Below are 25,984 nucleotides of genomic sequence, written 5' to 3' on the forward strand. Positions count from 1 at the left end.
CCTTTAAGACGATTAACATCGAAATGACTTTCGTCGTTCATATGAAGATATCAACCCTCATCAATCGTATATGAAAAAATATGTATGGGTAACTCTGTCGTCTCGATCGTTTCGACCAATATCCATCCTAATTTTTTATAATACGCAGAAGCGTTTTCTGTTTTTAAATAGATTGTTGTGATCTGTCGTGATTTGGCATAGAGGATTAATTGATTGATGAGTTGCTGCGCGATCCCTTGATTCCGATAGACTTTTTCAACGAATAAAGAAGCGAGCCAAGGCGTATAGGCTGGTCGTTCATTCAAGTCATTTTCAAAGAGGGAAACGGTTCCGATACAAGTGACATCATCTAAGGCAACGAACGTCACAGGGTAAGGTTCACTTGGTTTTTTGTCTAAAAATGCTTTTACTTTTTCATAAGGTGGCGTCCCTTTTTTCTTTTGAACGAATTCGGTATGAATCATTGTGGAAACCACTTCTAATTGTTCAGGATGATTCGATAATGTATCAATGATCATCTTCTTATCCTCCTTTCTACACTTATTGTATCGATCATTAAATCGATTCGTCCTGCAACATACGATTGTTGTTATTTAAAACAGTACATCTGTCCTCATCAGAATAAAGGAGCTTTGGAATGAACTTAGAACAATACTTACAACAACATTTTGGGAATGTGAACTTATTTGATCGTTCCTTTGTCGAGAAGGATTTAGTAATTCACGTAGACTTAGTGAAAAATCTTTATCAGTTAAAGAAAAATTCAGATGAAATCAATGAGGAATACTTCAAACAGGCATACGAAAAATCGAACGAACTGTTTAAGGATCTATTCCGAGAAGTGGACCCCCTTTTTTTCGTCGTGCATGTGAGAAGTGAGCGCGGTAAGTATCAAAAGTCAGCGACGAAAGTGTTCCGTCACTTAAGACGTAAAGAAGATAAATACAACATAAAGTTCGTAGAGAAAATGATGGATGAAGAAGAGCGGGTATCCGAATATGCCGTGTTATTACCGAACAAAAACGCGTTGGATTATAAGCGTGTAATCAAAGCGATTTGCCATCAGGATTTCCCGACGCTGCAGCCAAGATTTCGTCAAACGTATACATACTATCCGGAAGTCTTTTTCGTGAACGTAGATCGAAATATCGTCATGAATATCTATGATGATCGCGGTTGTTTCCTTCTGTTCGGTGATTCAGCAACTTATGACGTGTTTAAGAAGAAATATCGTAATGATATTAATTGATCATCAACCGTCTTTTCATCGGTTCGCGAAACGCTCAAGCTAGTGCTAAGAAGCCGATCACTGAAAAAATAAAAAAAACCAATAGAGAAGTGAGCAATGTTAATGCAAGGATTTTCCCCGTGTTTTTTAGACTTATGATGGCGCACACTAGCGCAATTAATAGTCCAGCTAACATATAGTTCGTACCCCAAAAACCATTGAACGGTAAGAGCTTAACAGTAAGGAAAGTGAAAACCACGATGCCGATTGAGATCCATCCCAAATGCCTTCGCATAAACTACCTCCTCGTAAAATGAATACACATAGTCATAATTTGGTTTTTTAAGCGTATCATTACAAATGTTTACAGTGAAAGAGTTTTTTAAATAAGTCGTCTAAAGATATCCTGAATGAACGCGTGTCATACACCAGCTCGTCACGAAACATACCAACAAGCAGGAAACCATTGAGCAGTCATCGAGCAACAAACAATCCCTCACTCTAATCAGAATGAGGGATTGTTTCGTTTCATCATTAGATCGTCAACTCGATCACATTACCTTCCGGGTCCGTGATCGTACTTTCATAATACCCGTCACCCGTCGTCCGGGGACCGTCAAGATGTTGTACACCTGCGTCCTGTAACCGAGCCGTCCAGTCGTCGACCGCTTGTTTGCTGCCGAGCGAAAAGGCGAAGTGGGCATACCCGAGCGCATTCATCGTCCGTTCCGTGATATCCGTCCGTTGCATCAACTCAAGGCGCGCACCACTCGAGAACGTCAGGAAATACGATGTGAACCCTTTCGTCGGATTATGATACCGATCGCCTGCCGTAGCATCAAAATGTGTTTCGTAGAATTGACGCATCCCGTCAAGGTCTGCCACCCAGAGGGCGATATGTTCAATCTTCATCTCCATTCCTCCTTTTTTCAAGACGCTTTTGCCAATCGCTGTCTGAACAACATCCGGTTCAACCCTTCCGTAGCGACCAGCATCAAGAAGATGAGACTGATCGTAAACCAATGGAACAACGATAAGGAATAGGACGTCGCCAGCCAGCCGAACAATGGCGGCATGAAGGTACTACCGGTATAGGCGAATGCCATTTGTACCCCCATCAGCCGTTGCGCCGCAGCCTCCCCGAAGCGAACCGGCGTCTCATGGAGCATTGCCGGATAAATCGGTGCGAGACCAAGCCCGACAAGTACGAAACCAAGCGGCATCCAGGCAGCGGGTGCGAGGATGAAACAGGTAGCTCCGACGAATGCCGTCCATTGACCGACACGAATCAAACGACGATTCGACCAGCGCAGCGACAGAAAACCACTTATGAAACGCCCCGCGGTGATGCTTCCGTAGTAGACGGAAATCCACGTCGCTGCTGACGTCACGGAAAAGGAACGGACTTGGACAAGATAACTACTGCCCCACAGCCCGACGACCGCCTCGGCTCCACAATAAAAACAGAACGCTGCGAGTGCGGCAATCAATCCGCGTGGTTTTCCGGACGACGTATTTACGGTCTGAACCTGTTCAGACACGTGTTTCGGAGCCTGTTTCCAGAGCGGTAAGCTGACGATCAAGATGATCATCAAAACGAGTTGCAATGCACCGACGACGAGGTAACCAAAACGCCAGCCGGAATCGAGCAATACGCCAGCCATGATGAGCGGACCAGCCGTCGCACCGATGCCCCAGAAGCAATGGAGCCAGTTCATGTGATGCGCTTGATAATGGGTGGCGACGAAATGATTAAGCGCCGCGTCAACGACTCCAGCACCCAGTCCGAGCGGGATCGCAAGAACGAAGAGCCAAATCAAGGACGGAGCAACGTAAAAACCAATCAACGCCAGTGCCGTCAAACCGGCAGAAACTGCCGTGATTGGACCTGTTGAATAACGTTCGATCAAACGACCGCTAAACAGACTCGAGACGATCGTTCCGGCAGCAATCGTCATGAAGAGCCATCCCGCCATGTCGAGCGGTGCGTCGAGATCGAGCCGCATCACGGGCCACGCTGTACCGAGTAACGCGTCCGGAAGACCAAGACTGATGAAAGCGAGATAAATTAAAGGTAATAGTAGACGGGTCATCGGGTGAGTCCTCCTAACGGAATTTGTTCAATGAATGATTGGATGCTCAGTTGCATCAAACCATCCAAATAATCGGTTTCCCAGTCGCCTTGCCGCAACCGAGGTAATTTGTCGAGCGGAAAGCGCTTGGCGCATCGATCCGTCAACCGTGCTAATCCGTCATCCGAGACATCTGACGCTGTAAACAAGATGACATCTGGGTTCAAGGTGACGCTAAACGAGAGGATGATCCGACTTAACGCCTCATACCAGTCATCAGAGTGAGGCGAGCTTGTCGCAAGAACTTGACCGACATTTCGTTTCTCGTCAAACGGAATGAACGAGATCTCTCCAGCGAAGTGATGCGCTCCTCGGACGACACGACCTGAAACGGCGAGACCGGCTCCCGGTCCGTTCGTTCCGAGATAGATATAGACGGTCGTATTGTTATCAGAAGCTTGCGCCCGGACCGCCGCATTCATGTCATTTTCGACGATGACGGGTCGCCCGAACCGTTCCGTCAGTTCTTGTTGCAAGGGGCGACCGTCAAGCGTCGGATAATCTGGGGCGAATAGGATCGTGCCGGTTGTATCAACGGCACCAGCGACACCAATCGCAAGCGTTTGAATATACGGATGATCGTCGAGTAATGTTGTCAGCGTTTTCAATAAAACAGATACATGATCCGACGAATCGAAGTTCAGGCGATCCGTTGCGATTAGATGTCCACCGACGTCGTGGATGCGATACTGCAGATACGTGCGTTCAAGATATAGAGCGAGTCCGTGGAAGCGATCCGCGCGATAGCGATACCGTTTTGCCGGACGCCCTCCGCGAACCAATTCAAGTGGTGTCTCTTCAATTTCCCGAGCAGCGATCATCTGATCGATTTGTTTGCTCGCAGTCGGAAAACTGACATCCAAAACGTGACGAATCGCAGGGATCGTATCCAGGTGGTCGACTAAAAAAGCATGACGTGTAAGTGAAATGAGTTCAGTCAAACAAAGACCTCCAATCTAAATCACTTATTAAAAAAGTTTAATAAGTTTTGATTTGAGTATAGCAGGTCGGAAGAAAAAGACAAGTTTAAAAAAGAGGTGTAGGATAAGAATATTTAGAGAAATAACGTTTCATCCTATCGTTGTCTGGATATATAAAAAGAAGATAAAAAATTTTAGTCATATATCTTTAATTCATACTATTCCGATTTGTAATATCTTGGATAGCCTGTAACAGGAGGTAGATGGCGAGAGGAGCTTGTAATCATGACCACCCAACTTTCAACCGACCTAGGATCCCAAGATATTTTAGCCTCCCTGCGAGATAATGTCGCGATGATTCGATTCGACCGGCAACGTCGTGTCGTCGACGTCAATGGTTTATTCGCAAAGACGATGAAATATAAACGAGAAGAGATGATCGGGATGCAGCATCATCTCTTCTGCACGACGGAGTTTGCAATGAGTGACAGTTACCAAGCATTTTGGCAGAAGCTGTTTAGTGGCTTCAGTACGGCAGATAAAATTGAACGCATCGATGCGCATGGTCAGTCGATTTGGCTAGAAGCAACCTATATGCCGATTTACGATGGAACGGAAGTGACCGGTGTCTTGAAGATTGCTTCCGATATTACGGATCGTCAGCAGACGATTCAAAAGTTCGCGACTTCGTTTGACACGATTGCTAGTGATTTGAATACACGATCGACGCATGGCGAGCAGGAAAGCGAAGCGTTACGGCGAACGATCGAACAGATGGCCGAGACGACCCGTGATAACCATCAGACGATTGAACGGCTGCAACGCCAGGCACAGGACATCGCTCAAGTGACTGAGACGATCAAAACAATTGCGTCACAGACGAATCTATTGTCACTGAATGCATCGATCGAGGCAGCGCGAGCCGGAGAACACGGCAAAGGATTCAATGTCGTCGCGACGGAAGTCCGAAATCTCTCAAAGCTCGTCGAACAAGCCGTCGTCGATGTCCGGCAAACGACGCAGCGAATGAATGATGAACTGCAGCGGATTGCCCGTGCGATGACGCAAGCAACGTCGGATGCACAAGCAAGCGTCACGGTCGTCGCAGAAACGGTCGATCGCTTCCATGACGTTCAAAGTGCGGCATCGACGTTAACGGAGACAGCGCGAGACTTTACAAAAGCAATTTAAGTGAGAGACGGTATTCCGGTAAACGGAGTGCCTTTTTGTATAAAAAGTACCCCTATACTTTGGAATAATATGTTAATATACTACAAAACGGAAAGGGAGCGAACTTCTGATGAATATCCGCACTGCTCGACCTGACGATTTTCAGGCATTGATTCCATTGTTCCAGCAAATCCACGATCAACACGTCGCCTTACGACCCGATCATTACCGTCCGCACGAGATGCCGGTTCCGGAAGACTTATTTCTGTCGCAACTCGAGAATCCGGATTTTGCATTACTCGTTGCGGAACAAGACGGGCTTGCCGGTGTGATCGTCCTAAAGGAAGACATCGTCGAAGGGAGCGGCTTCGTCTTCGATAAGCATTACTTACGCATCATCAGCCTCGTCGTTGCGGATACGCATCAAAAACAAGGCGTCGGGAAACGATTGATGCAAGCCGCTTACGCACATGCGGAAACGATCGGCTGTGACAAAATCGAACTCGGCGTCGATGACGCCAATCAAGAAGCGATCGCCTTTTACGAGGCACTTGGAATGGCTGTCCGCTCGAGACGAATGGAATGGAACGTGACGTCAAGCAGGGAAACGTCGACGTGATGTCAAACAACAGGTACTAGAAAGGAGAGAGGTCATGTTCAGATTACAAGTATCCGATCACGTATCGCTTCAATTGTTTGAACGGCACCATGCGGAAGGATTATTCGCCCTCGTCGATGCCAATCGCGCACATCTCCGCGAATGGCTCGGTTGGGTCGATGGTGCAACAGAGACAAGTACATATCAGGAGATCGTCATTCCAGCATGGCTGCAACAATTCGCCGATGGCAACGGCTTTACAAGTGGCATTTATCTTGAGGACGAGCTCGTTGGAACGATCGGTTTGCATGAGATTAATCGGCATCTCGGGCAAACGTCGCTCGGCTATTATTTAGGAGAAAAGGGACTTCGAAAAGGCGTCATGACGGACGTCGTCCGGTTCATCACGAACTATTGTTTCGAGACGCTCGGCTTAAACCGTGTCGTCATCGAGTGTGCGACCGGAAACGTCCGAAGCAGACGAATCCCGGAACGACTCGGTTTCACGGAAGAAGGCGTCTTACGGGACGCTGAGAAATTGTACGGGACTTATCACGACATCCAGGTCTATGCGATGTTACGACGGGACTGGACGAAAACACAGGAGGTGGCAGCATGCGCATCGAGCCAATGAATCAAGCGACGTATGACGCTTACTTACCGGTCGCAATTGAGGAGTATGCGGCAGATAAGTGTCGCGCTGGTACGTGGTCAGAGAACGAGTCGCTTGAGAAGGCGACTGAAGAGTTCGCGGCGCTGTTGCCAGAAGGTCTGAAAACGAAGGATCATTATTTGTTTACGTTTCGTGATGAGACAGATAGCGACATCGGGATGGTTTGGGTCCATGTGACGGAAGAATCACGCGGACGTTCCGCCTTCATCTTCGACGTCAAGATTACGTCCGACAAGCAGAACCAAGGCTACGGCAAGAAAGCGCTCCGATCACTAGAAGTGATATTAAAACGGATGAACGTCAAGAAAATTTCCTTACATGTCTTCGCGCATAACGAACGGGCGATTCATGTCTATGACTCGCTTGGGTATGAAAAAACGGATTATTATATGTCGAAACGTCTCGATGACAGCCATTAAAAAAGATTCCTCTTGCGCAAGCAGGAGGAATCCTTTTTGTTTAACGCCATGTTTGTAAGGTATTCGCGAACTGGATGTTCGTCTCCAGTTCTCCTGTGATCTCGCTTGCTGTGAAGTCATTGCCAGCGAGCCAGTCGGCAAAGTCGAACGTGACCGGTTCCTGATCACCACCAAGCGCGAACCAGACCTTCAACTCTTCCGGGAAGTAGGCAGACGTATGGATCGTTCCCGCCCACTGCGCATATAAATCAGCGAAGACACCTTTATCGGTATCGTTGAGTAGTCGAAAAGCGGACTCCGCATCTTGAATCATGTGTTGATGCGTCTTTAACTCCATCATTCGACGTTTCGAGTCATCGAGGTGATAGCGGTTTTCGTGCTGTAGCAAATCGAAGTGGTTCGTGCACATGTTTGTCTCGCGCACTTGCACATCCCGCGCCGTCGCCTCGATGACGAACGAACGCGCCGATTTATCGTGGACGACATACGTGAACGATCCGCGATGCGGAATCTCCTTGACGAGTGAGATCGCGTCGTCGACCGACGTGCACATCTCGAGGATGATCCGCCCGATCATGAAACTGACGAACCCATCGCCCGGACGACGACGATTGATGAAGTTATAGCCCATTGCAAGCCCATGTTCATTCATCCCGTCCATCCGACCTGTTACCCGTGATGCCGGACCTATGATTGCTGATCCGCCATCATTCGGTTGAAAGACGGAAAATCGACCATCATATGTCATCGGATGGTAATCATAGTTGCGTACGAGGAAATTATCACCTGTCATGATCGAACAACCGCTTTTCGGTCCTTCAACCCGGTAATGCCCGAAATGCAGTAACGTATCTGGCAATGATAGTTCAAGTTCGTCCTGAAGTCCGAGTAACTCGTCCCAAATATGCGGGGCGTAGCGGAGAAACATCTCCTTCGTCTCGACCGGATCGACTTGAAAGCGCGGAACACGGATCTTCCAGTTGTCCTCCCGGTTATGGAGCAACTGGTTTCGTTTGACGTAACGCCCTTGTTCGCGACCGAACTCATAATGACTGCCGCGGAATTGTGTGATCTCATTGGCTACACGTTGCATACGATTCATCCTTTCTTCAACTGCTGTATGCTGATTATATCGAACGCGAGGGAGAATGTCGTATGGCAAGTCTTTACTGAAGCACATCTAAAGTATGGGAATATTGAAAAAATAGTCAACTTTTTCATTCTTATACCGATAACAAAAACGGGAGGGGATGGAATGAAACACATGTCAGTCAGACGGAAGATACAAGCTTTGATCGCAACAGCCGTCGTTGCGATGCTTTTGATTGCGGGAGCAGGACTTTATTTCTTAAATCAGATGTCGAATGCTTCCCGAGCGATGTATCAGAAAAACTTAATACCGATCCAGGAAGTGGCTCAAATCCGGATCGATACACGCGCGCTCGATTCGTTTTTAGTCGAGATGATGTTAACGAAGGACGATACGCGGGTCACGGAACTGCAAGCTGAGATCGATACGCGTCAGGCGCAGATTCGTTCGTCGGTCACGAAGGTCGAAAAAACAGGGCAATTCGATGCTAGAGAGAAGAAACAGCTTGAAGAATTAAAGGATAACGTCCTAGCCTATGATAATTCGATGACAATCGTCCAGGATGCGGCGACGCGCAACGAAACCGAAGAAGCCTATACGGCATACACGCAAGGTCTGGAACAAGTTCGGGATAACGTCGCGGATTCTGCGAAGTCGTTGATGGCTTCGATGACAAAACAAGCGAAGACGTTAGACGCTCAGAATCAAGCAGAAAAACAAACGGCCTTTTACTTAATGCTCGGCATCTTTTTACTCGCGGTCCTCTTGTTTGCAGGACTTGCAATGTACATTACACGTCTCATCACGCGTCCGATTCGTCAATTGCAGGGGTGGATGGATCAATCAGGGAACGGGGACTTGACCGTCCGTGGAACATACGACTCAAAAGACGAGCTTGGACAGTTGACGACGTCCTTCAATGAAATGATTGCATCACAGCAACAAGTCGTGCTTGAACTAACCGGTACGGCTGACCGTGTCGCTGTCGCATCGGACGAGTTGAGCGTCAACGCGGAATCGACGACGAAAGCAACGGAAATGGTCGCTGTGACGATGGAAGAGATGGCAAGCGGTGCTAGTCAACAATTGCATCAAGTATCGGATGCCTCACGGACGATCGAAGAATTGACGACCTCGGTCCGTTACGTCGCCGGTAATGCCCAACAAATGACGGACCGCACAGCGGATGCGATGGAAAAAGTCGCTCTCGGTGGTCAAGTCGTCGGAACACTCGGTACCCAAATGGGACGGATTCAAGAAGATGTTTCTCGACTGAGCCACGTCATTGACGGTCTTGGTAACCGATCGCAGGAAATCGGACAAATCACGGATTCCATCAAAGGTGTCGCGGCACAGACGAACTTGCTCGCATTAAACGCAGCAATCGAGGCAGCACGCGCCGGTGAACAAGGGCGCGGATTCGCTGTCGTCGCAGCGGAAGTCAAGACGCTCGCGGAGCAGTCGGCGGTCTCGGCAAAACAAATCGAGTCGTTGATTCGGGTCATTCAACAAGAGACGGAAGCATCGGTCGCTTCGATGGAGAAGGTTTCAACCGAGATGACGAGTGGGATTGCCGTCGCCGATCAAGCCGGTGCCTCATTCTCAGAAATCGAGACAGCGATCACCGACGTGACAGGGCACGTCGAAGAAGTGTCCGGCGCTGTTCAGGAAATGGCGGCAGCGAGCGAGCAGATTGCCTCCGTCATGCGAACGATTCAAGCAGTGACGGAAGGGACTGCTGCCGGAACACAAAACATCTCCGCTTCGACGGAGGAGCAGATGGCATCGATGGAAGAAATCTCATCCGCGTCGCAGTCACTCGCGACGATGGCGGATGATTTAAAACAAGTCACAGGCAGATTCACCGTGTAAGATATTGAACGACGACCATGAGGTAATTCATCATGGTCGTTTTTTTATTTGTGGTAATGAATGGAAAACAAGCAGGGGAGTAAGCGTGTGGCGTCGTATGTACAGGTTAAGTAAGAGTGATACAAAGCAGCAGATAGATGTTATGAAAGTGATTGAAGAAATTGTTTGACAGCACGACGGGACGTCAGATGGATGACTTGTTTATCGGACGTCGCTGTAAGCGTTGAAAGAATACTCGGTCGCTTATCGATCGGGAAACGCCAAATCCATTTCAGAAAATCGAACGATAGTTTCTCGGGACAGCCTGCCGCCATATCCGGTCGACCGGTCTTGCGATAGCGCCATGTCCTTTTCAATGCCCGGTACAGACAGAGTGTCCGTGGTAGGTCAAGGAAGATGATCGTATCGGCGGCATCAATTCGTAAATCAAGCGTTCCACCGTAATTACCGTCGATGATCCACGTGTCGCGCGATATAAGTGTTTGTTGAATCTGGCGTTGTTCCTCACGCGAAACTGTCTCCCAGTTCGGACGCCATAATAAACTGTCGAGGTGATCAACAGGATAGCTGAGTTTTTTGCCCATCTCGCGGGCAAGCGTCGATTTACCGGATCCACCAGAACCAATCAAAATGATCTTTCGCATCGTAGACCTCCTATTTTTTGTCATAGAAATTGATCATACCACGGTTTTCTAGTCGAGGATAGAACGAAAGGAGTGAATGAGATGGTACCAAATTTCATAATCGAAGGGATGACGATCGTTTTTACACTACTCGTAATCGGTTGCGGCGTGATATTCCTGCCGCAGCGTTGGAAGCGGTATGGCTTGATTTTGCTTGGTTTGGTGGCAATCGGGTGTAGTTCATTTTGGTACATCCGACCGACGCTCGTCAATCAACAGATTGCTGAGGATGAGAAATTGCTTAAGATAGAATTAGCACGGCAATTCCCGGATGAAGTCTACACTACAAAAACACAAAAATTTTCGTATGAGTCTTCGGCGAATCCGGCTTCAATTGAAGTCGAATTTGCAAATGAACCTAACGTAACTTATTTTCTAGATATGGATGGGAACCGGATTAGGCTGTCAAGTTTCACCTTTAAAAACGGAGGATTTCCACAGGATTTACAGCATGAATTCAAATGAAGAGGCTGACTCAAAAAAAGAATGACGCGTCTTTTTACGCCCTTTCCTCAGGCGAGACACAAGCCAGTTTTCCTGCTTCATTTAAGCAGGAAATCGGGTCTTGTTCGTCTCTGACAGCGCATAAATGCGCTTGTTCCTGTAGGAGTGGCGTGTGACGTGTCATTCTTTTTGTTACTAAATAAGGGAGGCAGATCATTATTCTGCCACCCTTATCTTTGTAGAGACTGACTTTTGAGTCAGCCCCTTTTGATTAAGTCGATTTCAAATTTTTCGTAGCAGACATCGTCTTGACGGCGAAGAAGGCAATCAGACCAAATCCGACCTTGTTGATCAAGTCAGCGAAGTTATAGATCAATTCGCGGACGAGTTGTATCTCGATGCCGGGTGCAAACAAGGTGACCGCGTAACCGACCGGATAGATCGCCCATCCGATCAAGATGAACAAGCGCATCTGCAGCAAGGCTTTACGAATCGGGGTAGGCTTATCTTCAGCGGCTTTCGTGACGTTCGTGAACAAGAGATAAATGATATAAAACCATGCGATACAACCGACGACGTATGCCCAAAGACCGAGTTGCGTGAAGCCACCCGCTAGATTGATGGACGACTCTCCGATGTAACCACCGATGATCATGATGATGTCCGCGATGACGAGTTTCGTCAGAAGGGAACGCCCTTTCCCACCTTTTAAACCGAGTAACAGCGGAAACTTGATCAGCAAGAGAGGCGTCGTCACGAGCCAATCGATGTAGCGGATTTCAGTCGGAAAACCATCGATCTCCGACAACAAACCCGATTCCCCGACAGCTTGCTTCATGAAATAGTAATGAATCGCAGCGACGAACGTGACGAGAGCAGCGACTGTTGCGGTTGAGCGGTATTCCGGGGCAAGGGAATTTCGTTCGACGAGAAAATAGAGCGTACCGGCGGCCATTCCGACGAATCCGACCCAGAACATGTACTGGGTCGCAAGGACGAGAAGGTTAACGTCTTCCATGTTGTTTCGACTCCTTTTCGTAAGTGGACACGACCTTTCATACTTTTATTTTACTGACGATACAAACTTCAGACACCACGTCGAAACGCTCTTGATGTGCAGTCTGTCAACGGTTTGACAACATTTTGACACACTTGAGGAGGAGTGACGTATGTCGATTAAACGAACGGATCATATCAGCCTGAACGTCTTGAATCTAGAAGAAGCGATTTACTTTTTTTCACTTTGTGGTCTCGAAGTACGCGGACGTTGGGAGATGAAAGGAGAGTTACTCGATCGTTTATTGAATCTAGAGGGAGCGGAGACGGAGTGTGCTGCACTCGGATTACCAAGTGAACCGATATGGCTCGAACTCGTTCGGTTCAAACACCCGCGTGACACGGCTTCCGTAATCCAATCCGTCCATGCGAGTGGATTGCGTCATCTCTGTTTTGAAGTAACAGAACTCGCCGCGCTCGTCGAACGTTTAGCGGACAATGGATATCAGTCGATTGGCGACGTCGCGAATTACGAAAATGAGTATCGCTTATGTTACGTAAGAGGGCCAGAAGGCGTGATTATTGAGTTGGCAGAAAAAATCGGACCTGTCTAAGACTGGTCCGATGTATATATTTAAGAACAACAGGAAGTCGATGATTGTGGCAGAGAAACGTTGCACACACCCGTCTCCGGTAATGATAACTTGACCTGCTTCGCACGTGCCTCGTCTCCGACAAGAAAAGCAACGACTGATCGAACTTGTTCATAACCGGTCGCAAGCAGGAAGGTCGGAGCACGACCGTAACTTTTTGCACCGACCAGATAAAGTCCGTGATCAGGATGACGTAACTCCGCTTCCCCATGTGGACGGACAGTCCCGCAACTATGAAGGTTCGGATCAATCAGAGGAGCAAGTATTCGACTACTCTCGGTCACAGGATCGATATCAAGCCGTACTTCTTCAAGGAACGAGAAGTCGGGTCGACTTCCTGCGTTGACGATCAGCTGATCGATATGATGGAGAGACCGACCATCTTGAGCAGTGATGTCAAACGACTTTCCTTTCGATTCAATGGATTGGGTCTTGAAACTGGAGTGAACCCTAATCTGATCTCGTTCAACGAGCTGACGGATACGCGAACCGAGTGCCCCGCGACCTTCTAGTGCATCCTTATCTTCTCCGCCGTAGGCTTGAACGGGGTCAGATTTGCGAAGAATCCAATGAATCTCCGTTTCAGGGTGTTGCTCTTTAATGGAAACGAGTTCAAGGAGCGAGTTCAAAGCCGAGTGCCCGCTACCGATGACAGCGACGGATTGATTAGCGAAAACAACAGTATCACGTTTCGCATTTACGATCGAATACCGGACAGGTAAGTTCTGCTCGATTTCGACTCGATGACCAGAACTGATTGCAGGATTTGGTCGCCCGAGGACGCCAGACGCATCGATGACCGCGCGAGCGAGAATATGTTTACGTCCGTTCGGCGTGTCTATGACTAATTCGAACGGTGTTACATCACGTGAGGCATTCGTCATCTTGTCTAGACCTGCCCGTGAGATCGAGAGAATCTCATGTTGGAAATGTAGAGAGGGAGCAATTTCCGGTAATGCAGCAAGTGGGGCAAGGTATTGTTTGATCAATTCAGTTCCGGTCGGCACAGTATCGTTTGCTGGTGCAATCCAGTCCGTCAGCTCGAGCAAGTGACGTGCTGCGTCACTAATATTGTATTGCCACGTCGAAAACATCCGAACGTGTTCCCATTGTTTGATATGGTGGGCAATCGAAGGACCTTTCTCAAATAGTAAAAACGATTGACCTTCCACTACAAGTTGAGCTGCAGCTGCAAGACCGATCGGACCGGCACCGATGATGACGATGGGGTGGGAAGAAGCGTATGACATGAATAAAACCTCCTTTTTATTTGTAAATTGCAAGTATTAGAGACATGGTTTACAGCAGACGTCACTCTCGCCCATCTTCGTGTTTAGCAAGTCGATTGCCTGGAGGACATGTGCTTTTTCGAAGGAAGTCATTGATGAGAAGATGGAATCAAGATACGTGTTCATCTCTTCGTCAATGGCTTGAGCAACACGTAATCCTTTCTCGGACAGGCGAAGTAGGTGAATTCGCCGATCGTTGATCGCGGGACGCTTTACGAGTAGGTCCCGCTTAATCAATGTTTGTACTTGTCTGCTGAACGTAGTGATATCAAGAGCGAGTTGGTCAGCAATTTCTTGCATTGCCGAGTCAGGATGTTTGGCAACCTGATACAGCAGATGACTTTGAACGAGAGATATCTCTTCATCTAGGACGGCACAACAATTCTTATTCAATAATCCGAAGCGCCGGGTGAACGTTTGAAATAATTCACGAGTTTCATTCATGTATAGCTCTCCTTTCTCTATTTTGCTTATGAATCAGTTATACGATATAAACTTGCAAATTGCAAATAATAAATATATGATTTTCTCATATTCAATTTTAAATAAGGAAAGGGGGAATTGGATGCTTGTTCGTTCGATGGAAGAGAAAGATCGTAGCACTGTGTTAGCCATCTATCGTCAAGGAGTAGAAGAAGGGAACGCGACGTTCGAAACGATGATTCATGAGCAAGAGTGGTGGACAACGCTGACGCAATCTGAACGATTCGTTCTAGAGCAAGGTGGAAAAGTGATTGGCTGGGCTAAACTGGGACGTGTTTCTGAACGTCATGTCTACCGTGGCGTTCGAGAAGTCAGTATATATCTAGAGCGTTCCGCTCGAGGACTCGGCGGTGGACGATTCTTAATGGAGGCGTTGATCACCTATGCGGACGCCAACGGGATATGGACACTTCAATCACACATGTTCCCAGAAAACATCGCAAGCAGACGGCTGCATGAGCGACTTGGGTTCGAGCTAGTCGGTCGACGACGTGCCATCGCACAGCATCATGGTGTCTGGCGAGACACGTTGTTATTTGAGCGACGAAATGACCTCAGGTAATGAAGTGATGTTTACACGCTTGATTGTTCATTTCAAATCTTCTAGCATGACCTGCCTTCGCTGAAGCGAGGTTTTTTTAGTTTATCCGTCGATGGAAGAAGGAAAGTACTAAAGACGTATGATGTTACTTAAAATGACGGAGGAGGATGGATGGATGTTGCACGCCTTATTTTTAAACTGCACCTTAAAAGCATCACGTGAACCATCGAATACGGAGGCGCTGATCCGTGACGTGATTGCATATTGGAAACAAGAGGACGTCACTTCAGAAATTGTCCGGATCGTCGATCACCAAGTGGCGTTCGGCGTCACGGAAGACGAAGGCAACGGGGATGAATGGCCCGTGATTTTCGAAAAGGTGAAGCGGGCGGACATCGTTGTCATCGGAACACCGCTCTGGTTGGGTGAAAAAAGTAGTGTTGCGACGCAAGTCATTGAACGATTGTACGGAGGGAGCGGCCTGACGAACGATCTTGGACAAGCAATCTACTACAACAAGGTCGGTGGCGTCATCGTCACGGGGAATGAAGATGGAGCTAAACATGCGTCTGCTTCCATCTTGTACGGTCTGTCGCATATCGGCTTTACGATTCCGCCGAACGTCGATGCTTACTGGGTCGGTGAAGCGGGACCAGGACCATCGTACATCGAAGCAGGACGAAACAACGATTTTACGAAGCGGCACGCACAGTTTTTAGCTGCCAACCTATACCATTTTGCGAAGATGTTAAAGGAACACCCGATTCCAGCAGAAGGGAATGTGATGGAATGAAAAAACAACGTTTAACAGGATATGGTGTCGCAACGTTGTTCGCGATGAGTTTAATCCTTGCGGGTTGCGGAAACGACGAAACGTCGACGGACAAGGTCGAAGAAGGATCAACGAATTCGAACACGACCGACGATACGATGCAAGACAAAGATACGGTAACGAAAAATGCCGACACGGATTATGGCTTCAACAGTCTGTCGATTGAAGCGGACGTTGAAGGGGATAACGATGCCATTGATATTAGTTATGATCGGGATAATGACGGAACGGAAGCGGAATATCGCTATAAAGGGGAGCAAAAGCAAGGAGACGACGCGATGACGAAACTCGACGCGAAGTTCAAGAACTTAAAGATTGATGCGGATACATCTGAAAAAGAGGTCATCAGTGAGGTTGAACGTGTGTTTGCGATCCAGGATGCTTCTCGCTTAGAGGTTGAAATCGAATTCTCAGACGGAACCGAAAAAGAATATAAAAAATAAACAACAGGTCTGCGCCCATAAGGGGTGTAGACCTGTTGTCTTAGTGTAGCTTCACATGAGCGAGGACACCGTAATGATCGCTCGGTACAAGGTGATGCGGCAGTCGATGATTTCCGATCAGCTGGACGTGCTGTAAGGTCACCTGTGAAAGTGAACGCTGACAGAGTAACCAATCATATCGAACGGGGCTTGTAATGCCGTCATTCTTCCTTACGTACGGATTCGTCACGGAATCAAGCGTCGCGGCGGCAATTTGTCCTGTACGAGCGGCAAAACTACCAGCGAGATCGACCCATTCCTTAAACGCAGCTTGATGCAGAACAGAGTTTGGACCATCATTAAAGTCACCGCCTAAGAACTCGATCGTCGTGTCATCCGTCTGTGAGGCAATCCATTCGTTGACGAATCGAAGTTGATCGAGTCGGATGTCTGAAGCACGCCAATTGAAATGAATGTTCGTCACGGCAAAACGAACACCGTCAATCGAAAACGGGATCCGAATCGCACAGTGGTGGTTGATGTTTGCTGTCGCAGCGGCACTCGAATCCGTTCGTTCAAACGGCAATTTCGTCAGAATGGCAAGTCCTTCATCTGGTGAATCCATGTAAGGATCCATCATCCAATACGGATAACCGGTCGCCTCTGCGAGGTGCTCAGCGATCGAGACGAATGGTTCATCCGGATGAAACGTCGACATGACTTCTTGCAGAAGGAGAATGTCCGGTTGGTGTTGCTTGATCTCCGCGCATAACGCCTCGAACCGTTTTTGTCGTTTGTGCGGGTGATGCCAGATGTTATATGTCGCAATCGACAATGAAAGACTCATAGCTGTAAGCCCATCAACACCGTATCGTAAAAGCAACCATCCGATAATAACCGGTCATGACGCAGTCGTCCTTCTTCTTGAAATCCATGTCGCTGATAGAGGCGAATGGCGCCGAGGTTCGTCTCGACGACTTCGAGCTGAATTTTTTGCAGGGATTGCGCTTTTGCCCAAGCAATCATTCGTTCCAGCAGTTGGGTACCGATTCCTTGCCCCCAGTCGGATTGAAGTACACCGAGTCCAAATGATGCCTTGTGCGCGAAACGTTTTAAATGAAAACCACGACACCGGGCGTAGGCGATGAGTCGTCCCTCGCGCTCGACGACGAGGATACGATCCGGAACCGAGGAATCGCGTAACTGATCTGCGAAATCCGTCGCCGTCATCACGTCCTCACCAGGCATTCGGTCGAAGTATTCCGTTTCCGCATCGAGTGTTTGGCGGAGTTCAGCGAGGGCTTCAGCGTCACTGAGTCGAGCCGGTCGAATCTGGTACCGTTGTGTATCGAACGAGTGGTGCATCGTCTGCATATGTAATCCTCCGTTCTAGATGGAATATGCTATCATTATGGCAGGGATGGTATCATTTGTAAATTTAAGGAGAGAAGAAATGAAAATTCAAACTGGAACGAAGGAAGATAGGACATTCATCCGCGAGCAATTGATTGCCTACAATTGGCAACATGTTCCTAAAGCCTTATATGAACAATCGGAAGAACTTTGTTTTACAGCATATAACGAGAAGGGCGAATGCATCGGAGGAATTACCGCGTCTTACGGTTGGCAACACATTCATGTCCAGTTCCTTTGGGTGAGCGATACAGCACGACAGGCAGGTGTCGGAACCCGCCTGCTGCAAGCAATCGAAGGATATGCGAAGGAAGCAAGGTGTACGAAAATTCTTTTGGACACGTTTGATTTTCAAGCACCAGACTTTTACCGCAAACATGGTTATGAAGAGTATGGACGACTGACCGATCATCCATCGATTGGACAAACTCAATACTTCTTCGTCAAGCGACTTTAACGCCGGACGTGCACGATCCAAGCCGACATGTACGTAAGTGTTCCGATCGATAAGACAAGAGCAATCGCATAAAACGGAAACGCTGGATACAGTTGGAGTAACGGTTGCTCAAACAAAAAGGCAATCATTAGAACGGGAAGGCTGATCATAAAAGCAACGTACGCTGCTCGAGTCGCTTTACCGGTGATCAGTGCCTCACGTTCGTCGGAGTCGGAAAATTCTGCTGTCGCAAACGAACGCGAACGGTCTTCTCGTAAGAAATAGCTGACGATCGAGAGGACTATCGCAATCACTAGCACTGGAAGGACACCCATTACATCTAATTTCAGCGACAATCCCGTACCGGATACAGGATCATCTTGAAATAACTGCAGATTAGCATGAATGGCACTAATGAGATAAGCAGCTAAAAAGTAGAGACAACAATTAAGTAAAGATTGAGTGACGACACGTTTCATCAGGATTCCTCCTCTAATTGAAATAGTTCCTCGATCGGGCAATCAAAGACGCGGGCAATCTGCATCGCGAGTAAGAGCGACGGTGTATAGCTTCCTTTTTCAAGTGAGATGACGGTTTGTCGTGTCACACCGATTCGTTCAGCGAACTGCTCTTGTGTCCACTTGTGCTGTTGACGATAGAGGCGGACATGGTTCGTCAGTTTCATCTGACGACCTCCTTTCCAGTTGTTTACATTGTAAAGTCGGGTTTACATTTTGTAAAGTAGACTTTACGTCATGTATGTAAAAAATGGAGCTGACTCAAAAGTCAACTCCTCAGACTGAAGACAAAGCGTAAATTTTTTTAACGAAAAGGATTGCGCTTTTTTGTTCATCTCGAATCGTTTTCCTGGGACTAGCATCGCTTCGCTTCGCTGCAGGGTCGCTCTTGCTTGTTTTCCCTAGAAAGTGATTTGGAGTGAACAAAACGCTTCTCTGATCCTTCTTCTGGATATAAAAAAATGACACATTACACGCCACTCCTATAGGAAAAAGCGCGATTTTGCGCTGTCAGAGACAAACAAGACCAGTTTTCCTGCTCGAACGGAGCGGGAAAACTGGCTTGTGTCTCGCCTGAGGAAAGGGCGTGAAAAGACGCGTCATTTTTTAGGATCAGTCATCTGAAGCCCACGTGAGCATTAAAATGCGTAAGGTGTCATAATGATAGCCATGAGACAAGCGAACGTCGTCAATCCCTGATGATGACGTAAAGATAAGAAGAGCGTGACCAGGCCGGTGATCGTCATACCGGATAAAATCCATCCTAGCCAAAACTCCGTGCTATTCGAAGCAATCGGGATGCTCATTAAGTAAGCTGTTGCGTGTGGAAAGAAGCCGATGGCATCTAACAGGATACCGCCAAAGACACCCATCAGCAGCAAGCCGATCGACAGGCGAAATAGTGCTTGACGTTTAATCATATGCATGCTCCTATTCTGTTTGGTTGACGCAAGAAATCCTACTGTTGCGCCTATTCAATATGTTTCTACAAAAAGCGAGGGATTCCTTTCTGTTATCTATCCCTGAACTTTATCAAAAATCCTTGCTTCTGCACATCAATCGGAATATTCAGATAATTATCGGGTATTCTTTTGAAAACGCCATCGCCGATTCAGTGGAGAGGAGAAGAGAAGATGATGCCTGAACTGATACCGGATGACCGGGAGCTCGAACGAAGGATTCGGATTGTCCATCTGTTGCGAAAACTGGGTAAGACGGACGAAGCGATTGCCCGATCCTTGTATGTTTCGATCGAATGGGTTCAATCGATTTATGAAGAAGACGACTGGCAGCAAATGCAATCATCCTAAGGCAAGGACGTCTCGTCCTTGTTTTTTCGCGTGTTCCGGTATACTAAAACAAGCATCTCAAATAGAGAGGATGAAGTGAAATGAACGTTGCCATCATTGGAGCAGGAATCAGTGGTTTGTATCTCGCGACGCGTATGCAGGAGCTTGGACACGCCGTGACGATCTATGAAGCACGTGACCGAATCGGAGGGAGAATTGAGACGGTCGATTTCGAACTAGCAGGACAAGCATATGCGTTTGATCTTGGACCGACTTGGTTTTGGCCGGACAGTGAACCATTGATGGTCGATTTGATTCATCGATTCGATTTACCGACACTAGAACAATATGCGGCGGGAGCGCTTCGACTCGAACGGGCTGACGGCATCGAGTCACATGTAGTTGCGAATCAACCGACGGCGCTTCGCCTTCGTGACGGAATTCGCTCCGTTGCTACGGCACTTGCTGCACGACTCACACCGGGAACGATTCGACTCAAGTCTCCGATCAGCCAGATTGATGTCACGAACCGGATTGTCGTCAGTTCAGGAAGGAAAAGTCAATCGTTCGATGAGATCGTTCTCGCACTACCACCACGTCTAGCGGCAAGACTATCGTATGTGCCAGCTTTACCTGAAGCAGTCCTGGATGAACTCGCAGCATTACCGACCTGGATGGCGCAGCAAGCGAAATGTCTGATTTTTTACGAGAAACCGTTTTGGCGTGATTCAGGCTGGTCCGGTCAGGCAATCAGCTGGACTGGGATGGTGCAAGAGATTCATGACGCTTCCCCACAAGACGGACCGGGAGCGTTGTTCGGTTTTTTCCGGACGCCGGCACTTGAACGACAGTTATTGACCGAGGCGGAAATCAAGGAAACGTTACTCGCGCAGCTGGTTCGTCTGTTCGGTGAACAAGCGCGTCAGTCGATTGGTTGGGCGTATAAAGACTGGTCGACGGATAGTTGGACAGCAACACGAGCTGATGCAGCACCGCTCGTGGATTTCCCGGCATATTATGCCGTTAATCTCGGAGTGGAACATGCAGCGATTTCACTGATTGGAACAGAGACCGATCCGAGTCATGGTGGACACTTAGAAGGCGCCTTACGATCCGTTGAACGCTATTTAGAAAAGAGAGGAAGAGAAAAATGATCGAGACGCTACATTATGATGTGTTCACGACGACGCCAGGAAGCGGTAATCCAGCTGGGGTCGTCTTAGACGCCGATCAATTGACTGAGTCGGAAATGCAACGAATCGCTCGTACGAACGGCTTTACCGAGACGACGTTCGTCTTGTCATCCGAGCAAGCGGACTACCGCATGCGCTACTTTGCACCGGAACGGGAAATGGATTTATGCGGTTATGGTACGATCGCTGCATTAACGGCACTCGATTCAAAAATCCGTTTATCTACGATATGTCAGATCGAGACAAAGTCAGGCATCTTGCCTGTGATGCGTTTAGCAATCGGAATGTTTCGCTTGCAACAAGGACAACCACAATTACATCAGTTTGACGGTGACATAAAGCACGTTCTAGCCGCAATCGGTCTCGAATTGAAACATCTCGATGACCGATGGCCAATCGTATACGGCAGTACTGGGAACTGGACACTGCTCCTCCCGATTCGTCGACTTGAGGACTTTCACCGGATGGTGCCGGATAACCAACGCTTTGCCACCGTGTTGACCGACTTCCCACAAGCCTCGATTCATCCGATTTGTTTCGATACATATGACCGACAAGCGACGATGCACGGACGTCACTTCTCAGCAACGGGAGCAGGAAGCATCGAAGATCCGGTTACGGGAACGGCGAGTGGTGTGATGGGCGTCTATTACCGGAAATTCATCCAGCCACTTGCAACGGAAACAGCGATCATCGTCGAACAAGGACACGAGGTGGGTCGACCCGGTCAGGTCGGAATCCGTATTTCTGGCGAAGGTCTTGATCACAGCAAATGGAAAGTCGAGATGGACGGGCAAGCCGTCTTTGTCGGCGTCAAGAGAGCGGGAGAGGAAGAGGCAGATGTTAAAACACTTCATTTGGGATTTTGATGGCACCTTGTTTGATACATATCCGGTGTTAGTCGATGTGTTCGTGGAATTACTCGAGCGTGAGGGGCGAACGGTTGAACGCGAGCAAGTAGCAGAGCTGATGGCGATCTCGGCAAAAACGACGTATGAGGCGTTTGGTGTGTCCGAAGCGTTCATTCTGAACTACAAGCAACAAAAGATGATCATCGAACAAGAACAGTCTGAACCGTTTCTCGGAATCCGTGAACTGCTAGAGGTGTTATCGACGAGAGGTGCGACGCATCATATCGTCACCCATCGTGGAACATCGATTCATGCGTTGCTTGCAAAACATGGGATGACGCATCATTTTCAAGACGTGTTGACAGCACCGGATGGATTCGCCCGAAAACCGGATCCGGAAGCTGTCACGTACTTGATCGATCGGCACCAGATGGCACGAGACGAGACGATCATGATTGGAGACCGGGAACTCGACGTCTTAGCCGGACATCGTGCCGGTATCAAGACGTGTTTGATAAGCGAACATACGAGTCAGACCGTTGCGACGTATACCATAACGTCGCCCGGTCGATTAAAGGAATTGTTACTGACATAACGACAGCCCCGCTTCCAGTGATGGAAACGGGGCTGTTTTTTAAGAAGACAACCGATCTGCTTCGGTTGCTTCAGCGAGTGGTGCACGCCAGAAATACGTCAGTAAAATGCCGACTGCGAGCATGACTGTCGCAAAATAGAACGGATAGTTCAAATTGACGTCAAAGAGTAGTCCACCAACGATCGGTCCGAGAATGTTGCCGATGCTCGTAAACATCGAGTTCATTCCGCCGACGAATCCCTGTTCATTTCCGGCAATCTTCGAAAGATAGGTCGTGACAGCGGGGCGCATCAAGTCGAAACCGACGAAGACGACCATCGTCACGAGAATGATCGAGAGATAGTTCGTCACGAACGTCATCAAGACGACGAGCAGTGTCGAACCGATCAAGCTGTACCGAATCAAGCGAATCTCACCGAACCAGCGCGTCAAACGATCGAACAGTCCAACTTGGACGATGACGCCGACGATCGCACCGAGAGAAATCGCAAGCGCAATGTCCTTCGCCGTGAAGCCGAACTTCCGATCGACGAACAAGGCGAACAACGACTCGAATGAGGCAAGACCGAACGATGAGATCAACAGGACAAGAAAAGCGATGAAATAGAGCGGACTGAAGACTTTCCGGAAACCCGTCTGTTGTTTGACCGTCGTTGTCTCGTAGTGACGTTCCGGTTCCTTAAGCGTAAAGACGGATAACACCATCGCTGTCAAACCGAACGCAGCAGCAAAGAAGAACGGTGTCCGCGAGCCAAGGTCAGCGAGGAACCCACCAATCCCCGGTCCGATGATGAAACCGGTCGAGATGGCAGCAGACATATATCCGAGCGCTTTCGGACGAGTTTCGTTCGTCGTGATATCAGCGATGAATGCCGTGACGGCTGGCATGATGAATGCCGCACTGACACCACCGAGAATCCGTGACGCGAACAGGACTTCGACGCTTTGACCGAGACCGAATAAGAGCTCGGACATGCTGAAGATGAATAAACCGATGATGATCATCGGTTTACGTCCGTACTTGTCAACGGCACGTCCCGCGAGTGGTGAAAGAATTAGTTGCGCAAAGGCGAAGGCGGAAACCATGTAACCGACTGTCGCCCCGGAGATGTTCAACTCGTTCATGATCGTCGGTGTGACGGGAATGACGAGTCCGATGCCTAAAAAGGCGATGAATAAGTTGAGCAGGAGTGTACTTAAAATCAATGTATTGTTTTGCATAGTTCACCTCAATAGAATTAAATCGTTTTTGACATACCGCGCCAGACGATCGGCCAGACAGCTTGCTGTCGAGCGTGAAACGCGTCGACACCGTTGTAGACGAGTTCCGTCAGCGTACCTTCCGCAACCGTCAGATAGGCGAGAGCGGCACTTTTGTAATCCGTCGAATAGAGAATCTGTTCCGTTCGGTCTCGTTCGCGAAGTAATCGCGTCAATAGATCGTGCAGCGAATCGAAAAACGGATTGAAGCGGTCCGTCATTTCTTGTTCGAGCTTTTCCGGTGGAAAATAGGCAGCCCGAAGAATGAATCGCATCAGGATATCATCTTGCTGTTCCGAAATGAACCAATCGAAGAAGCCGTGCAGCGATTGCTCGAGCGGCTGCTGCCGCGTACTCGTGAAATACGTCGCAAAGCGGCGCTTTTGTTCTTGCAAGGCGTACGTCGTCGCTTGCAGGAACAGGTCGTCCTTCCCTTTATAGTGCGCATAGATCGATGGCTTTTTTATGCCAACCTCTGTCGCGATCTCTTGCAACGATGCCCCTTCATAGCCGTGTGCGGCAAAATGATGGATGCTCGTCTGTAACAATTGTTGGGCTTTCAGATGAATCACCTTCCTAACGGTCGTTAGGTAACACTGTAACAGCAAATTTCAAATGTAGTCAATCAGATTGTCTTACCGCACAAAAAAACTGACTCCGCGAAGGCGGAATCAGTTAAGGAAGAATCATTATTTATTCATGACACGACCGCGTGTTGCGACGCGTGAGCCGACGATTCCTGCGAATGACGTAAAGATAAGAGTCAGAAGCAGTCCGACGAACGCCCAGATTGAAACTTTTGACGCCGTTTGTGTCGCTTGTTCTGTTTGCTCGCGAACATCTTGGACCGTTTTCTTGAGGTCAGCGGATGTTTCATCAAGCGTTTGTTTAGCAGTCTCAATTTGTTGCGTCGTTTCTTTTGTTGCCGTGTTGAGACCATCGACGATGTTTTGCGTCGCTTCTTCCGCTTCAGCACCTGTCAAATCGGTGTTTTTCGCAACAGCATCAGCGATTTTATCTTCATCGACTGATTTCTCGATTTTTTCAGCTCGTGCTGTCAACGAATCACCGAGATCCTGGACGATCGTATCGAAGTTCTCTGGTTTCGTGATCGCTTCCTTACCAGCAGCCGTGACGTCTTCTTGAACAGCGTCAAGTTCGTTCTGCAAGTAACCTGGTTGCAATTCTTTGATGTCCGTATCTTTTAAGATTTCGTCGACGTTCCCTTCAAGTTCTTTCGTATCAACTTGTGACACGTTTTTCGTAATCGAATCGAATCCTTTCGTCGCAGCTTCTTGCGCCGTCGAAGCAACGGATCCGATGCCGTTACCAGCCGCACCACCGACCGTACCGAGTAGTGAGCCGACCGATTGTAACGTATTGACCGTCGTGAACGTCAAGAGAGCGAACAGTAAGATGACGCTCGTCGACCATGTCAAGAAACCGTGGACGAGACCGGCACGTGCCGACGTCAAACCGGAGACGAATCCGGCAACGAACAGCGAGATGAGCAATGAAAGGATTGCCCAGATGATCAAACCAGTACCGACACCATCGAACGGGTTATTCGATGTGACGTCCGTGACGCCGAGTCCGATCGCTGAACCGATTAAACTAAATAAGATCAATAAAGATAGAAATGATACCACACCTGCAAAAATCGAGCTCCATGAGATGTTACGACCTGCTCCGTCCGCTTCCGCTCGGAAATGCGACGAAAAGCCTCTGTTTGTCTTTTCCATAATAAGCACTACCTCTCCCCAAATTGGTCTTTCAATTTCGAGATGTTCATGAATGTAAAAGCTTCATCTCAAGTTTCTTACGCGCATAGCTCTTATATAACCGGTAACTAAATAAGAGAAACCTAGTATTACAGGTACATGATTAATGGTCGTCTGAACTTCAACGAAGTGATATTGGTTGCGTTTGAAGAAAAAGCATCGTACACTCTTATCAAGTGTCACGTTATACTGTACAGTTTAAA

General features: G+C 48.2%; 33 protein-coding genes. 16 read left to right on the forward strand and 17 right to left on the reverse strand.

Annotation, left to right across the window (positions count from 1 at the left end):
- Window positions 1-50 precede the first annotated feature (50 nt).
- Window positions 51-518, reverse strand: coding sequence for a GNAT family N-acetyltransferase (locus KNQ08_RS04515; RefSeq protein WP_214804882.1), 468 nt, complete (start codon window positions 516-518; stop codon window positions 51-53).
- 119 nt (window positions 519-637) lie between these two features.
- Here KNQ08_RS04515 and KNQ08_RS04520 point away from each other — a divergent pair, with 119 nt between their 5' ends.
- The gene (locus tag KNQ08_RS04520; RefSeq protein ID WP_214804884.1) at window positions 638-1,249 is read left to right on the forward strand and encodes a DUF3885 domain-containing protein; all 612 of its coding nucleotides are present in this window, start codon (window positions 638-640) and stop codon (window positions 1,247-1,249) included.
- 513 nt (window positions 1,250-1,762) lie between these two features.
- On the opposite strand, the gene KNQ08_RS04525 is transcribed toward KNQ08_RS04520, so the two are convergent.
- From KNQ08_RS04525 to KNQ08_RS04535, 3 genes are read right to left on the reverse strand one after another with little or no spacing between them, the layout of a single operon-like run.
- A complete protein-coding gene (locus KNQ08_RS04525; RefSeq protein WP_214769983.1) occupies window positions 1,763-2,140 on the reverse strand; it encodes a VOC family protein in 378 nt (125 codons plus the stop codon).
- A gap of 17 nt (window positions 2,141-2,157) precedes the next feature.
- Window positions 2,158-3,321: an MFS transporter gene (locus tag KNQ08_RS04530; RefSeq protein ID WP_214804886.1), complete on the reverse strand. Its 1,164-nt coding sequence runs from the start codon at window positions 3,319-3,321 to the stop codon at window positions 2,158-2,160.
- Window positions 3,318-4,301 (reverse strand): ROK family protein, encoded by a 984-nt coding sequence (locus KNQ08_RS04535; RefSeq protein ID WP_214804888.1) that lies wholly within the window; start codon window positions 4,299-4,301, stop codon window positions 3,318-3,320. The genes KNQ08_RS04530 and KNQ08_RS04535 overlap by 4 nt, the downstream gene beginning before the upstream one ends.
- Window positions 4,302-4,565: 264 nt before the next feature.
- Between KNQ08_RS04535 and KNQ08_RS16955 the strand changes: the two genes are divergently transcribed.
- The 4 genes from KNQ08_RS16955 to KNQ08_RS04555 all read left to right on the forward strand — a co-directional run bounded on the left by KNQ08_RS16955 (window position 4,566) and on the right by KNQ08_RS04555 (window position 7,140).
- Window positions 4,566-5,471 carry a methyl-accepting chemotaxis protein gene (locus KNQ08_RS16955; protein ID WP_133208597.1) on the forward strand — a complete coding sequence of 302 codons (906 nt, stop codon included), beginning with the start codon at window positions 4,566-4,568 and terminating at the stop codon, window positions 5,469-5,471.
- Between the two features lie 109 nt (window positions 5,472-5,580).
- Window positions 5,581-6,069, forward strand: coding sequence for a GNAT family N-acetyltransferase (locus tag KNQ08_RS04545; protein ID WP_149427329.1), 489 nt, complete (start codon window positions 5,581-5,583; stop codon window positions 6,067-6,069).
- A gap of 34 nt (window positions 6,070-6,103) precedes the next feature.
- Complete coding sequence (locus KNQ08_RS04550) at window positions 6,104-6,682, forward strand: GNAT family N-acetyltransferase (RefSeq protein ID WP_214804890.1); 579 nt, start codon at window positions 6,104-6,106, stop codon at window positions 6,680-6,682.
- Window positions 6,664-7,140, forward strand: a complete 477-nt coding sequence (locus KNQ08_RS04555; protein WP_064300945.1) for a GNAT family N-acetyltransferase — start codon at window positions 6,664-6,666, stop codon at window positions 7,138-7,140. Before KNQ08_RS04550 ends, KNQ08_RS04555 begins: the two co-directional genes overlap by 19 nt.
- A 40-nt stretch (window positions 7,141-7,180) precedes the next feature.
- On the opposite strand, the gene KNQ08_RS04560 is transcribed toward KNQ08_RS04555, so the two are convergent.
- Window positions 7,181-8,233, reverse strand: a complete 1,053-nt coding sequence (locus tag KNQ08_RS04560; RefSeq protein ID WP_214723140.1) for a C45 family autoproteolytic acyltransferase/hydrolase — start codon at window positions 8,231-8,233, stop codon at window positions 7,181-7,183.
- 162 nt (window positions 8,234-8,395) lie between these two features.
- On the opposite strand from KNQ08_RS04560, the gene KNQ08_RS04565 reads away from it, so the two are divergent.
- Window positions 8,396-10,102 (forward strand): methyl-accepting chemotaxis protein, encoded by a 1,707-nt coding sequence (locus KNQ08_RS04565; RefSeq protein WP_149427331.1) that lies wholly within the window; start codon window positions 8,396-8,398, stop codon window positions 10,100-10,102.
- Window positions 10,103-10,242: 140 nt separating this feature from the next.
- Here KNQ08_RS04565 and KNQ08_RS04570 read toward each other — a convergent pair whose 3' ends face one another.
- The gene (locus tag KNQ08_RS04570; RefSeq protein WP_149427332.1) at window positions 10,243-10,746 is read right to left on the reverse strand and encodes a DNA topology modulation protein; all 504 of its coding nucleotides are present in this window, start codon (window positions 10,744-10,746) and stop codon (window positions 10,243-10,245) included.
- An 81-nt stretch (window positions 10,747-10,827) separates the two neighbouring features.
- On the opposite strand from KNQ08_RS04570, the gene KNQ08_RS04575 reads away from it, so the two are divergent.
- Window positions 10,828-11,250, forward strand: a complete 423-nt coding sequence (locus KNQ08_RS04575) for a hypothetical protein (RefSeq protein ID WP_149427333.1) — start codon at window positions 10,828-10,830, stop codon at window positions 11,248-11,250.
- Window positions 11,251-11,500: 250 nt separating this feature from the next.
- On the opposite strand, the gene KNQ08_RS04580 is transcribed toward KNQ08_RS04575, so the two are convergent.
- A complete protein-coding gene (locus KNQ08_RS04580; protein WP_149427334.1) occupies window positions 11,501-12,247 on the reverse strand; it encodes a bacteriorhodopsin in 747 nt (248 codons plus the stop codon).
- Window positions 12,248-12,398: 151 nt separating this feature from the next.
- On the opposite strand from KNQ08_RS04580, the gene KNQ08_RS04585 reads away from it, so the two are divergent.
- Window positions 12,399-12,839, forward strand: a complete 441-nt coding sequence (locus tag KNQ08_RS04585; protein ID WP_214804892.1) for a VOC family protein — start codon at window positions 12,399-12,401, stop codon at window positions 12,837-12,839.
- A 20-nt stretch (window positions 12,840-12,859) separates the two neighbouring features.
- Here KNQ08_RS04585 and KNQ08_RS04590 read toward each other — a convergent pair whose 3' ends face one another.
- The gene (locus KNQ08_RS04590; protein ID WP_214804894.1) at window positions 12,860-14,128 is read right to left on the reverse strand and encodes an NAD(P)-binding domain-containing protein; all 1,269 of its coding nucleotides are present in this window, start codon (window positions 14,126-14,128) and stop codon (window positions 12,860-12,862) included.
- A 36-nt stretch (window positions 14,129-14,164) separates the two neighbouring features.
- The gene (locus KNQ08_RS04595; RefSeq protein WP_023468262.1) at window positions 14,165-14,611 is read right to left on the reverse strand and encodes a MarR family winged helix-turn-helix transcriptional regulator; all 447 of its coding nucleotides are present in this window, start codon (window positions 14,609-14,611) and stop codon (window positions 14,165-14,167) included.
- Window positions 14,612-14,732: 121 nt separating this feature from the next.
- Here KNQ08_RS04595 and KNQ08_RS04600 point away from each other — a divergent pair, with 121 nt between their 5' ends.
- From KNQ08_RS04600 to KNQ08_RS04610, 3 genes are all read left to right on the forward strand, one after another.
- On the forward strand, window positions 14,733-15,212 hold the full coding sequence (locus KNQ08_RS04600) for a GNAT family N-acetyltransferase (RefSeq protein ID WP_149427337.1): 480 nt from the start codon (window positions 14,733-14,735) through the stop codon (window positions 15,210-15,212).
- A 118-nt stretch (window positions 15,213-15,330) separates the two neighbouring features.
- Complete coding sequence (locus KNQ08_RS04605) at window positions 15,331-15,984, forward strand: flavodoxin family protein (RefSeq protein WP_285800975.1); 654 nt, start codon at window positions 15,331-15,333, stop codon at window positions 15,982-15,984.
- The gene (locus KNQ08_RS04610) at window positions 15,981-16,466 is read left to right on the forward strand and encodes a YusW family protein (RefSeq protein WP_251133617.1); all 486 of its coding nucleotides are present in this window, start codon (window positions 15,981-15,983) and stop codon (window positions 16,464-16,466) included. The genes KNQ08_RS04605 and KNQ08_RS04610 overlap by 4 nt, the downstream gene beginning before the upstream one ends.
- 40 nt (window positions 16,467-16,506) lie before the next feature.
- On the opposite strand, the gene KNQ08_RS04615 is transcribed toward KNQ08_RS04610, so the two are convergent.
- On the reverse strand, window positions 16,507-17,292 hold the full coding sequence (locus KNQ08_RS04615) for an endonuclease/exonuclease/phosphatase family protein (RefSeq protein ID WP_214804896.1): 786 nt from the start codon (window positions 17,290-17,292) through the stop codon (window positions 16,507-16,509).
- A complete protein-coding gene (locus tag KNQ08_RS04620) occupies window positions 17,289-17,819 on the reverse strand; it encodes a GNAT family N-acetyltransferase (protein WP_214770027.1) in 531 nt (176 codons plus the stop codon). The genes KNQ08_RS04615 and KNQ08_RS04620 overlap by 4 nt, the downstream gene beginning before the upstream one ends.
- Before the next feature lie 79 nt (window positions 17,820-17,898).
- Between KNQ08_RS04620 and KNQ08_RS04625 the strand changes: the two genes are divergently transcribed.
- Window positions 17,899-18,315 carry a GNAT family N-acetyltransferase gene (locus KNQ08_RS04625; protein ID WP_214804898.1) on the forward strand — a complete coding sequence of 139 codons (417 nt, stop codon included), beginning with the start codon at window positions 17,899-17,901 and terminating at the stop codon, window positions 18,313-18,315.
- Here KNQ08_RS04625 and KNQ08_RS04630 read toward each other — a convergent pair.
- From KNQ08_RS04630 to KNQ08_RS04640, 3 genes are all read right to left on the reverse strand, one after another.
- Complete coding sequence (locus tag KNQ08_RS04630) at window positions 18,312-18,773, reverse strand: DUF2178 domain-containing protein (RefSeq protein WP_149427342.1); 462 nt, start codon at window positions 18,771-18,773, stop codon at window positions 18,312-18,314. The genes KNQ08_RS04625 and KNQ08_RS04630 overlap by 4 nt on opposite strands.
- Window positions 18,773-18,979, reverse strand: coding sequence for a helix-turn-helix transcriptional regulator (locus tag KNQ08_RS04635; protein WP_023468270.1), 207 nt, complete (start codon window positions 18,977-18,979; stop codon window positions 18,773-18,775). The genes KNQ08_RS04630 and KNQ08_RS04635 overlap by 1 nt, the downstream gene beginning before the upstream one ends.
- Before the next feature lie 471 nt (window positions 18,980-19,450).
- Window positions 19,451-19,732 carry a hypothetical protein gene (locus KNQ08_RS04640; RefSeq protein ID WP_214770032.1) on the reverse strand — a complete coding sequence of 94 codons (282 nt, stop codon included), beginning with the start codon at window positions 19,730-19,732 and terminating at the stop codon, window positions 19,451-19,453.
- Window positions 19,733-19,945: 213 nt separating this feature from the next.
- Between KNQ08_RS04640 and KNQ08_RS04645 the strand changes: the two genes are divergently transcribed.
- The 4 genes from KNQ08_RS04645 to KNQ08_RS04660 all read left to right on the forward strand — a co-directional run bounded on the left by KNQ08_RS04645 (window position 19,946) and on the right by KNQ08_RS04660 (window position 22,740).
- Entirely contained in the window at window positions 19,946-20,122 is a 177-nt protein-coding gene (locus KNQ08_RS04645) for a hypothetical protein (protein ID WP_169738094.1), read from the forward strand.
- An 80-nt stretch (window positions 20,123-20,202) separates the two neighbouring features.
- On the forward strand, window positions 20,203-21,255 hold the full coding sequence (locus KNQ08_RS04650) for a flavin monoamine oxidase family protein (protein ID WP_214804900.1): 1,053 nt from the start codon (window positions 20,203-20,205) through the stop codon (window positions 21,253-21,255).
- Window positions 21,252-22,163 (forward strand): PhzF family phenazine biosynthesis protein, encoded by a 912-nt coding sequence (locus KNQ08_RS04655; protein WP_214804902.1) that lies wholly within the window; start codon window positions 21,252-21,254, stop codon window positions 22,161-22,163. The genes KNQ08_RS04650 and KNQ08_RS04655 overlap by 4 nt, the downstream gene beginning before the upstream one ends.
- On the forward strand, window positions 22,135-22,740 hold the full coding sequence (locus KNQ08_RS04660) for an HAD-IA family hydrolase (RefSeq protein ID WP_214770040.1): 606 nt from the start codon (window positions 22,135-22,137) through the stop codon (window positions 22,738-22,740). Before KNQ08_RS04655 ends, KNQ08_RS04660 begins: the two co-directional genes overlap by 29 nt.
- A 39-nt stretch (window positions 22,741-22,779) precedes the next feature.
- Here the strand turns inward: KNQ08_RS04660 and KNQ08_RS04665 are convergent, their stop codons facing one another.
- The 3 genes from KNQ08_RS04665 to KNQ08_RS04675 all read right to left on the reverse strand — a co-directional run bounded on the left by KNQ08_RS04665 (window position 22,780) and on the right by KNQ08_RS04675 (window position 25,742).
- Window positions 22,780-23,961 carry an MFS transporter gene (locus tag KNQ08_RS04665; protein ID WP_214770043.1) on the reverse strand — a complete coding sequence of 394 codons (1,182 nt, stop codon included), beginning with the start codon at window positions 23,959-23,961 and terminating at the stop codon, window positions 22,780-22,782.
- A 17-nt stretch (window positions 23,962-23,978) separates the two neighbouring features.
- The gene (locus tag KNQ08_RS04670; protein ID WP_023468277.1) at window positions 23,979-24,572 is read right to left on the reverse strand and encodes a TetR/AcrR family transcriptional regulator; all 594 of its coding nucleotides are present in this window, start codon (window positions 24,570-24,572) and stop codon (window positions 23,979-23,981) included.
- Between the two features lie 117 nt (window positions 24,573-24,689).
- Window positions 24,690-25,742, reverse strand: a complete 1,053-nt coding sequence (locus KNQ08_RS04675; protein ID WP_251133618.1) for a hypothetical protein — start codon at window positions 25,740-25,742, stop codon at window positions 24,690-24,692.
- Between the last annotated feature and the right edge of the window lie 242 nt (window positions 25,743-25,984).

This window comes from Exiguobacterium sp. s46, from assembly GCF_018618875.1.
GTDB classification, from domain to species: Bacteria; Bacillota; Bacilli; order Exiguobacteriales; family Exiguobacteriaceae; genus Exiguobacterium_A; species Exiguobacterium_A abrahamii.

What these genes read in the sequence shown, in the direction of transcription:
- KNQ08_RS04515 (WP_214804882.1), bottom strand. Translation starts at nt 518, where the DNA reads ATGATCATTGATACATTATCGAATCATCCTGAACAATTAGAAGTGGTT.
- KNQ08_RS04520 (WP_214804884.1), top strand. Translation starts at nt 638, where the DNA reads ATGAACTTAGAACAATACTTACAACAACATTTTGGGAATGTGAACTTA.
- KNQ08_RS04525 (WP_214769983.1), bottom strand. Translation starts at nt 2,140, where the DNA reads ATGAAGATTGAACATATCGCCCTCTGGGTGGCAGACCTTGACGGGATG.
- KNQ08_RS04530 (WP_214804886.1), bottom strand. Translation starts at nt 3,321, where the DNA reads ATGACCCGTCTACTATTACCTTTAATTTATCTCGCTTTCATCAGTCTT.
- KNQ08_RS16955 (WP_133208597.1), top strand. Translation starts at nt 4,566, where the DNA reads ATGACCACCCAACTTTCAACCGACCTAGGATCCCAAGATATTTTAGCC.
- KNQ08_RS04545 (WP_149427329.1), top strand. Translation starts at nt 5,581, where the DNA reads ATGAATATCCGCACTGCTCGACCTGACGATTTTCAGGCATTGATTCCA.
- KNQ08_RS04550 (WP_214804890.1), top strand. Translation starts at nt 6,104, where the DNA reads ATGTTCAGATTACAAGTATCCGATCACGTATCGCTTCAATTGTTTGAA.
- KNQ08_RS04555 (WP_064300945.1), top strand. Translation starts at nt 6,664, where the DNA reads ATGCGCATCGAGCCAATGAATCAAGCGACGTATGACGCTTACTTACCG.
- KNQ08_RS04560 (WP_214723140.1), bottom strand. Translation starts at nt 8,233, where the DNA reads ATGCAACGTGTAGCCAATGAGATCACACAATTCCGCGGCAGTCATTAT.
- KNQ08_RS04565 (WP_149427331.1), top strand. Translation starts at nt 8,396, where the DNA reads ATGAAACACATGTCAGTCAGACGGAAGATACAAGCTTTGATCGCAACA.
- KNQ08_RS04570 (WP_149427332.1), bottom strand. Translation starts at nt 10,746, where the DNA reads ATGCGAAAGATCATTTTGATTGGTTCTGGTGGATCCGGTAAATCGACG.
- KNQ08_RS04575 (WP_149427333.1), top strand. Translation starts at nt 10,828, where the DNA reads ATGGTACCAAATTTCATAATCGAAGGGATGACGATCGTTTTTACACTA.
- KNQ08_RS04580 (WP_149427334.1), bottom strand. Translation starts at nt 12,247, where the DNA reads ATGGAAGACGTTAACCTTCTCGTCCTTGCGACCCAGTACATGTTCTGG.
- KNQ08_RS04585 (WP_214804892.1), top strand. Translation starts at nt 12,399, where the DNA reads ATGTCGATTAAACGAACGGATCATATCAGCCTGAACGTCTTGAATCTA.
- KNQ08_RS04590 (WP_214804894.1), bottom strand. Translation starts at nt 14,128, where the DNA reads ATGTCATACGCTTCTTCCCACCCCATCGTCATCATCGGTGCCGGTCCG.
- KNQ08_RS04595 (WP_023468262.1), bottom strand. Translation starts at nt 14,611, where the DNA reads ATGAATGAAACTCGTGAATTATTTCAAACGTTCACCCGGCGCTTCGGA.
- KNQ08_RS04600 (WP_149427337.1), top strand. Translation starts at nt 14,733, where the DNA reads ATGCTTGTTCGTTCGATGGAAGAGAAAGATCGTAGCACTGTGTTAGCC.
- KNQ08_RS04605 (WP_285800975.1), top strand. Translation starts at nt 15,331, where the DNA reads ATGATGTTACTTAAAATGACGGAGGAGGATGGATGGATGTTGCACGCC.
- KNQ08_RS04610 (WP_251133617.1), top strand. Translation starts at nt 15,981, where the DNA reads ATGAAAAAACAACGTTTAACAGGATATGGTGTCGCAACGTTGTTCGCG.
- KNQ08_RS04615 (WP_214804896.1), bottom strand. Translation starts at nt 17,292, where the DNA reads ATGAGTCTTTCATTGTCGATTGCGACATATAACATCTGGCATCACCCG.
- KNQ08_RS04620 (WP_214770027.1), bottom strand. Translation starts at nt 17,819, where the DNA reads ATGCAGACGATGCACCACTCGTTCGATACACAACGGTACCAGATTCGA.
- KNQ08_RS04625 (WP_214804898.1), top strand. Translation starts at nt 17,899, where the DNA reads ATGAAAATTCAAACTGGAACGAAGGAAGATAGGACATTCATCCGCGAG.
- KNQ08_RS04630 (WP_149427342.1), bottom strand. Translation starts at nt 18,773, where the DNA reads ATGAAACGTGTCGTCACTCAATCTTTACTTAATTGTTGTCTCTACTTT.
- KNQ08_RS04635 (WP_023468270.1), bottom strand. Translation starts at nt 18,979, where the DNA reads ATGAAACTGACGAACCATGTCCGCCTCTATCGTCAACAGCACAAGTGG.
- KNQ08_RS04640 (WP_214770032.1), bottom strand. Translation starts at nt 19,732, where the DNA reads ATGATTAAACGTCAAGCACTATTTCGCCTGTCGATCGGCTTGCTGCTG.
- KNQ08_RS04645 (WP_169738094.1), top strand. Translation starts at nt 19,946, where the DNA reads ATGATGCCTGAACTGATACCGGATGACCGGGAGCTCGAACGAAGGATT.
- KNQ08_RS04650 (WP_214804900.1), top strand. Translation starts at nt 20,203, where the DNA reads ATGAACGTTGCCATCATTGGAGCAGGAATCAGTGGTTTGTATCTCGCG.
- KNQ08_RS04655 (WP_214804902.1), top strand. Translation starts at nt 21,252, where the DNA reads ATGATCGAGACGCTACATTATGATGTGTTCACGACGACGCCAGGAAGC.
- KNQ08_RS04660 (WP_214770040.1), top strand. Translation starts at nt 22,135, where the DNA reads ATGTTAAAACACTTCATTTGGGATTTTGATGGCACCTTGTTTGATACA.
- KNQ08_RS04665 (WP_214770043.1), bottom strand. Translation starts at nt 23,961, where the DNA reads ATGCAAAACAATACATTGATTTTAAGTACACTCCTGCTCAACTTATTC.
- KNQ08_RS04675 (WP_251133618.1), bottom strand. Translation starts at nt 25,742, where the DNA reads ATGGAAAAGACAAACAGAGGCTTTTCGTCGCATTTCCGAGCGGAAGCG.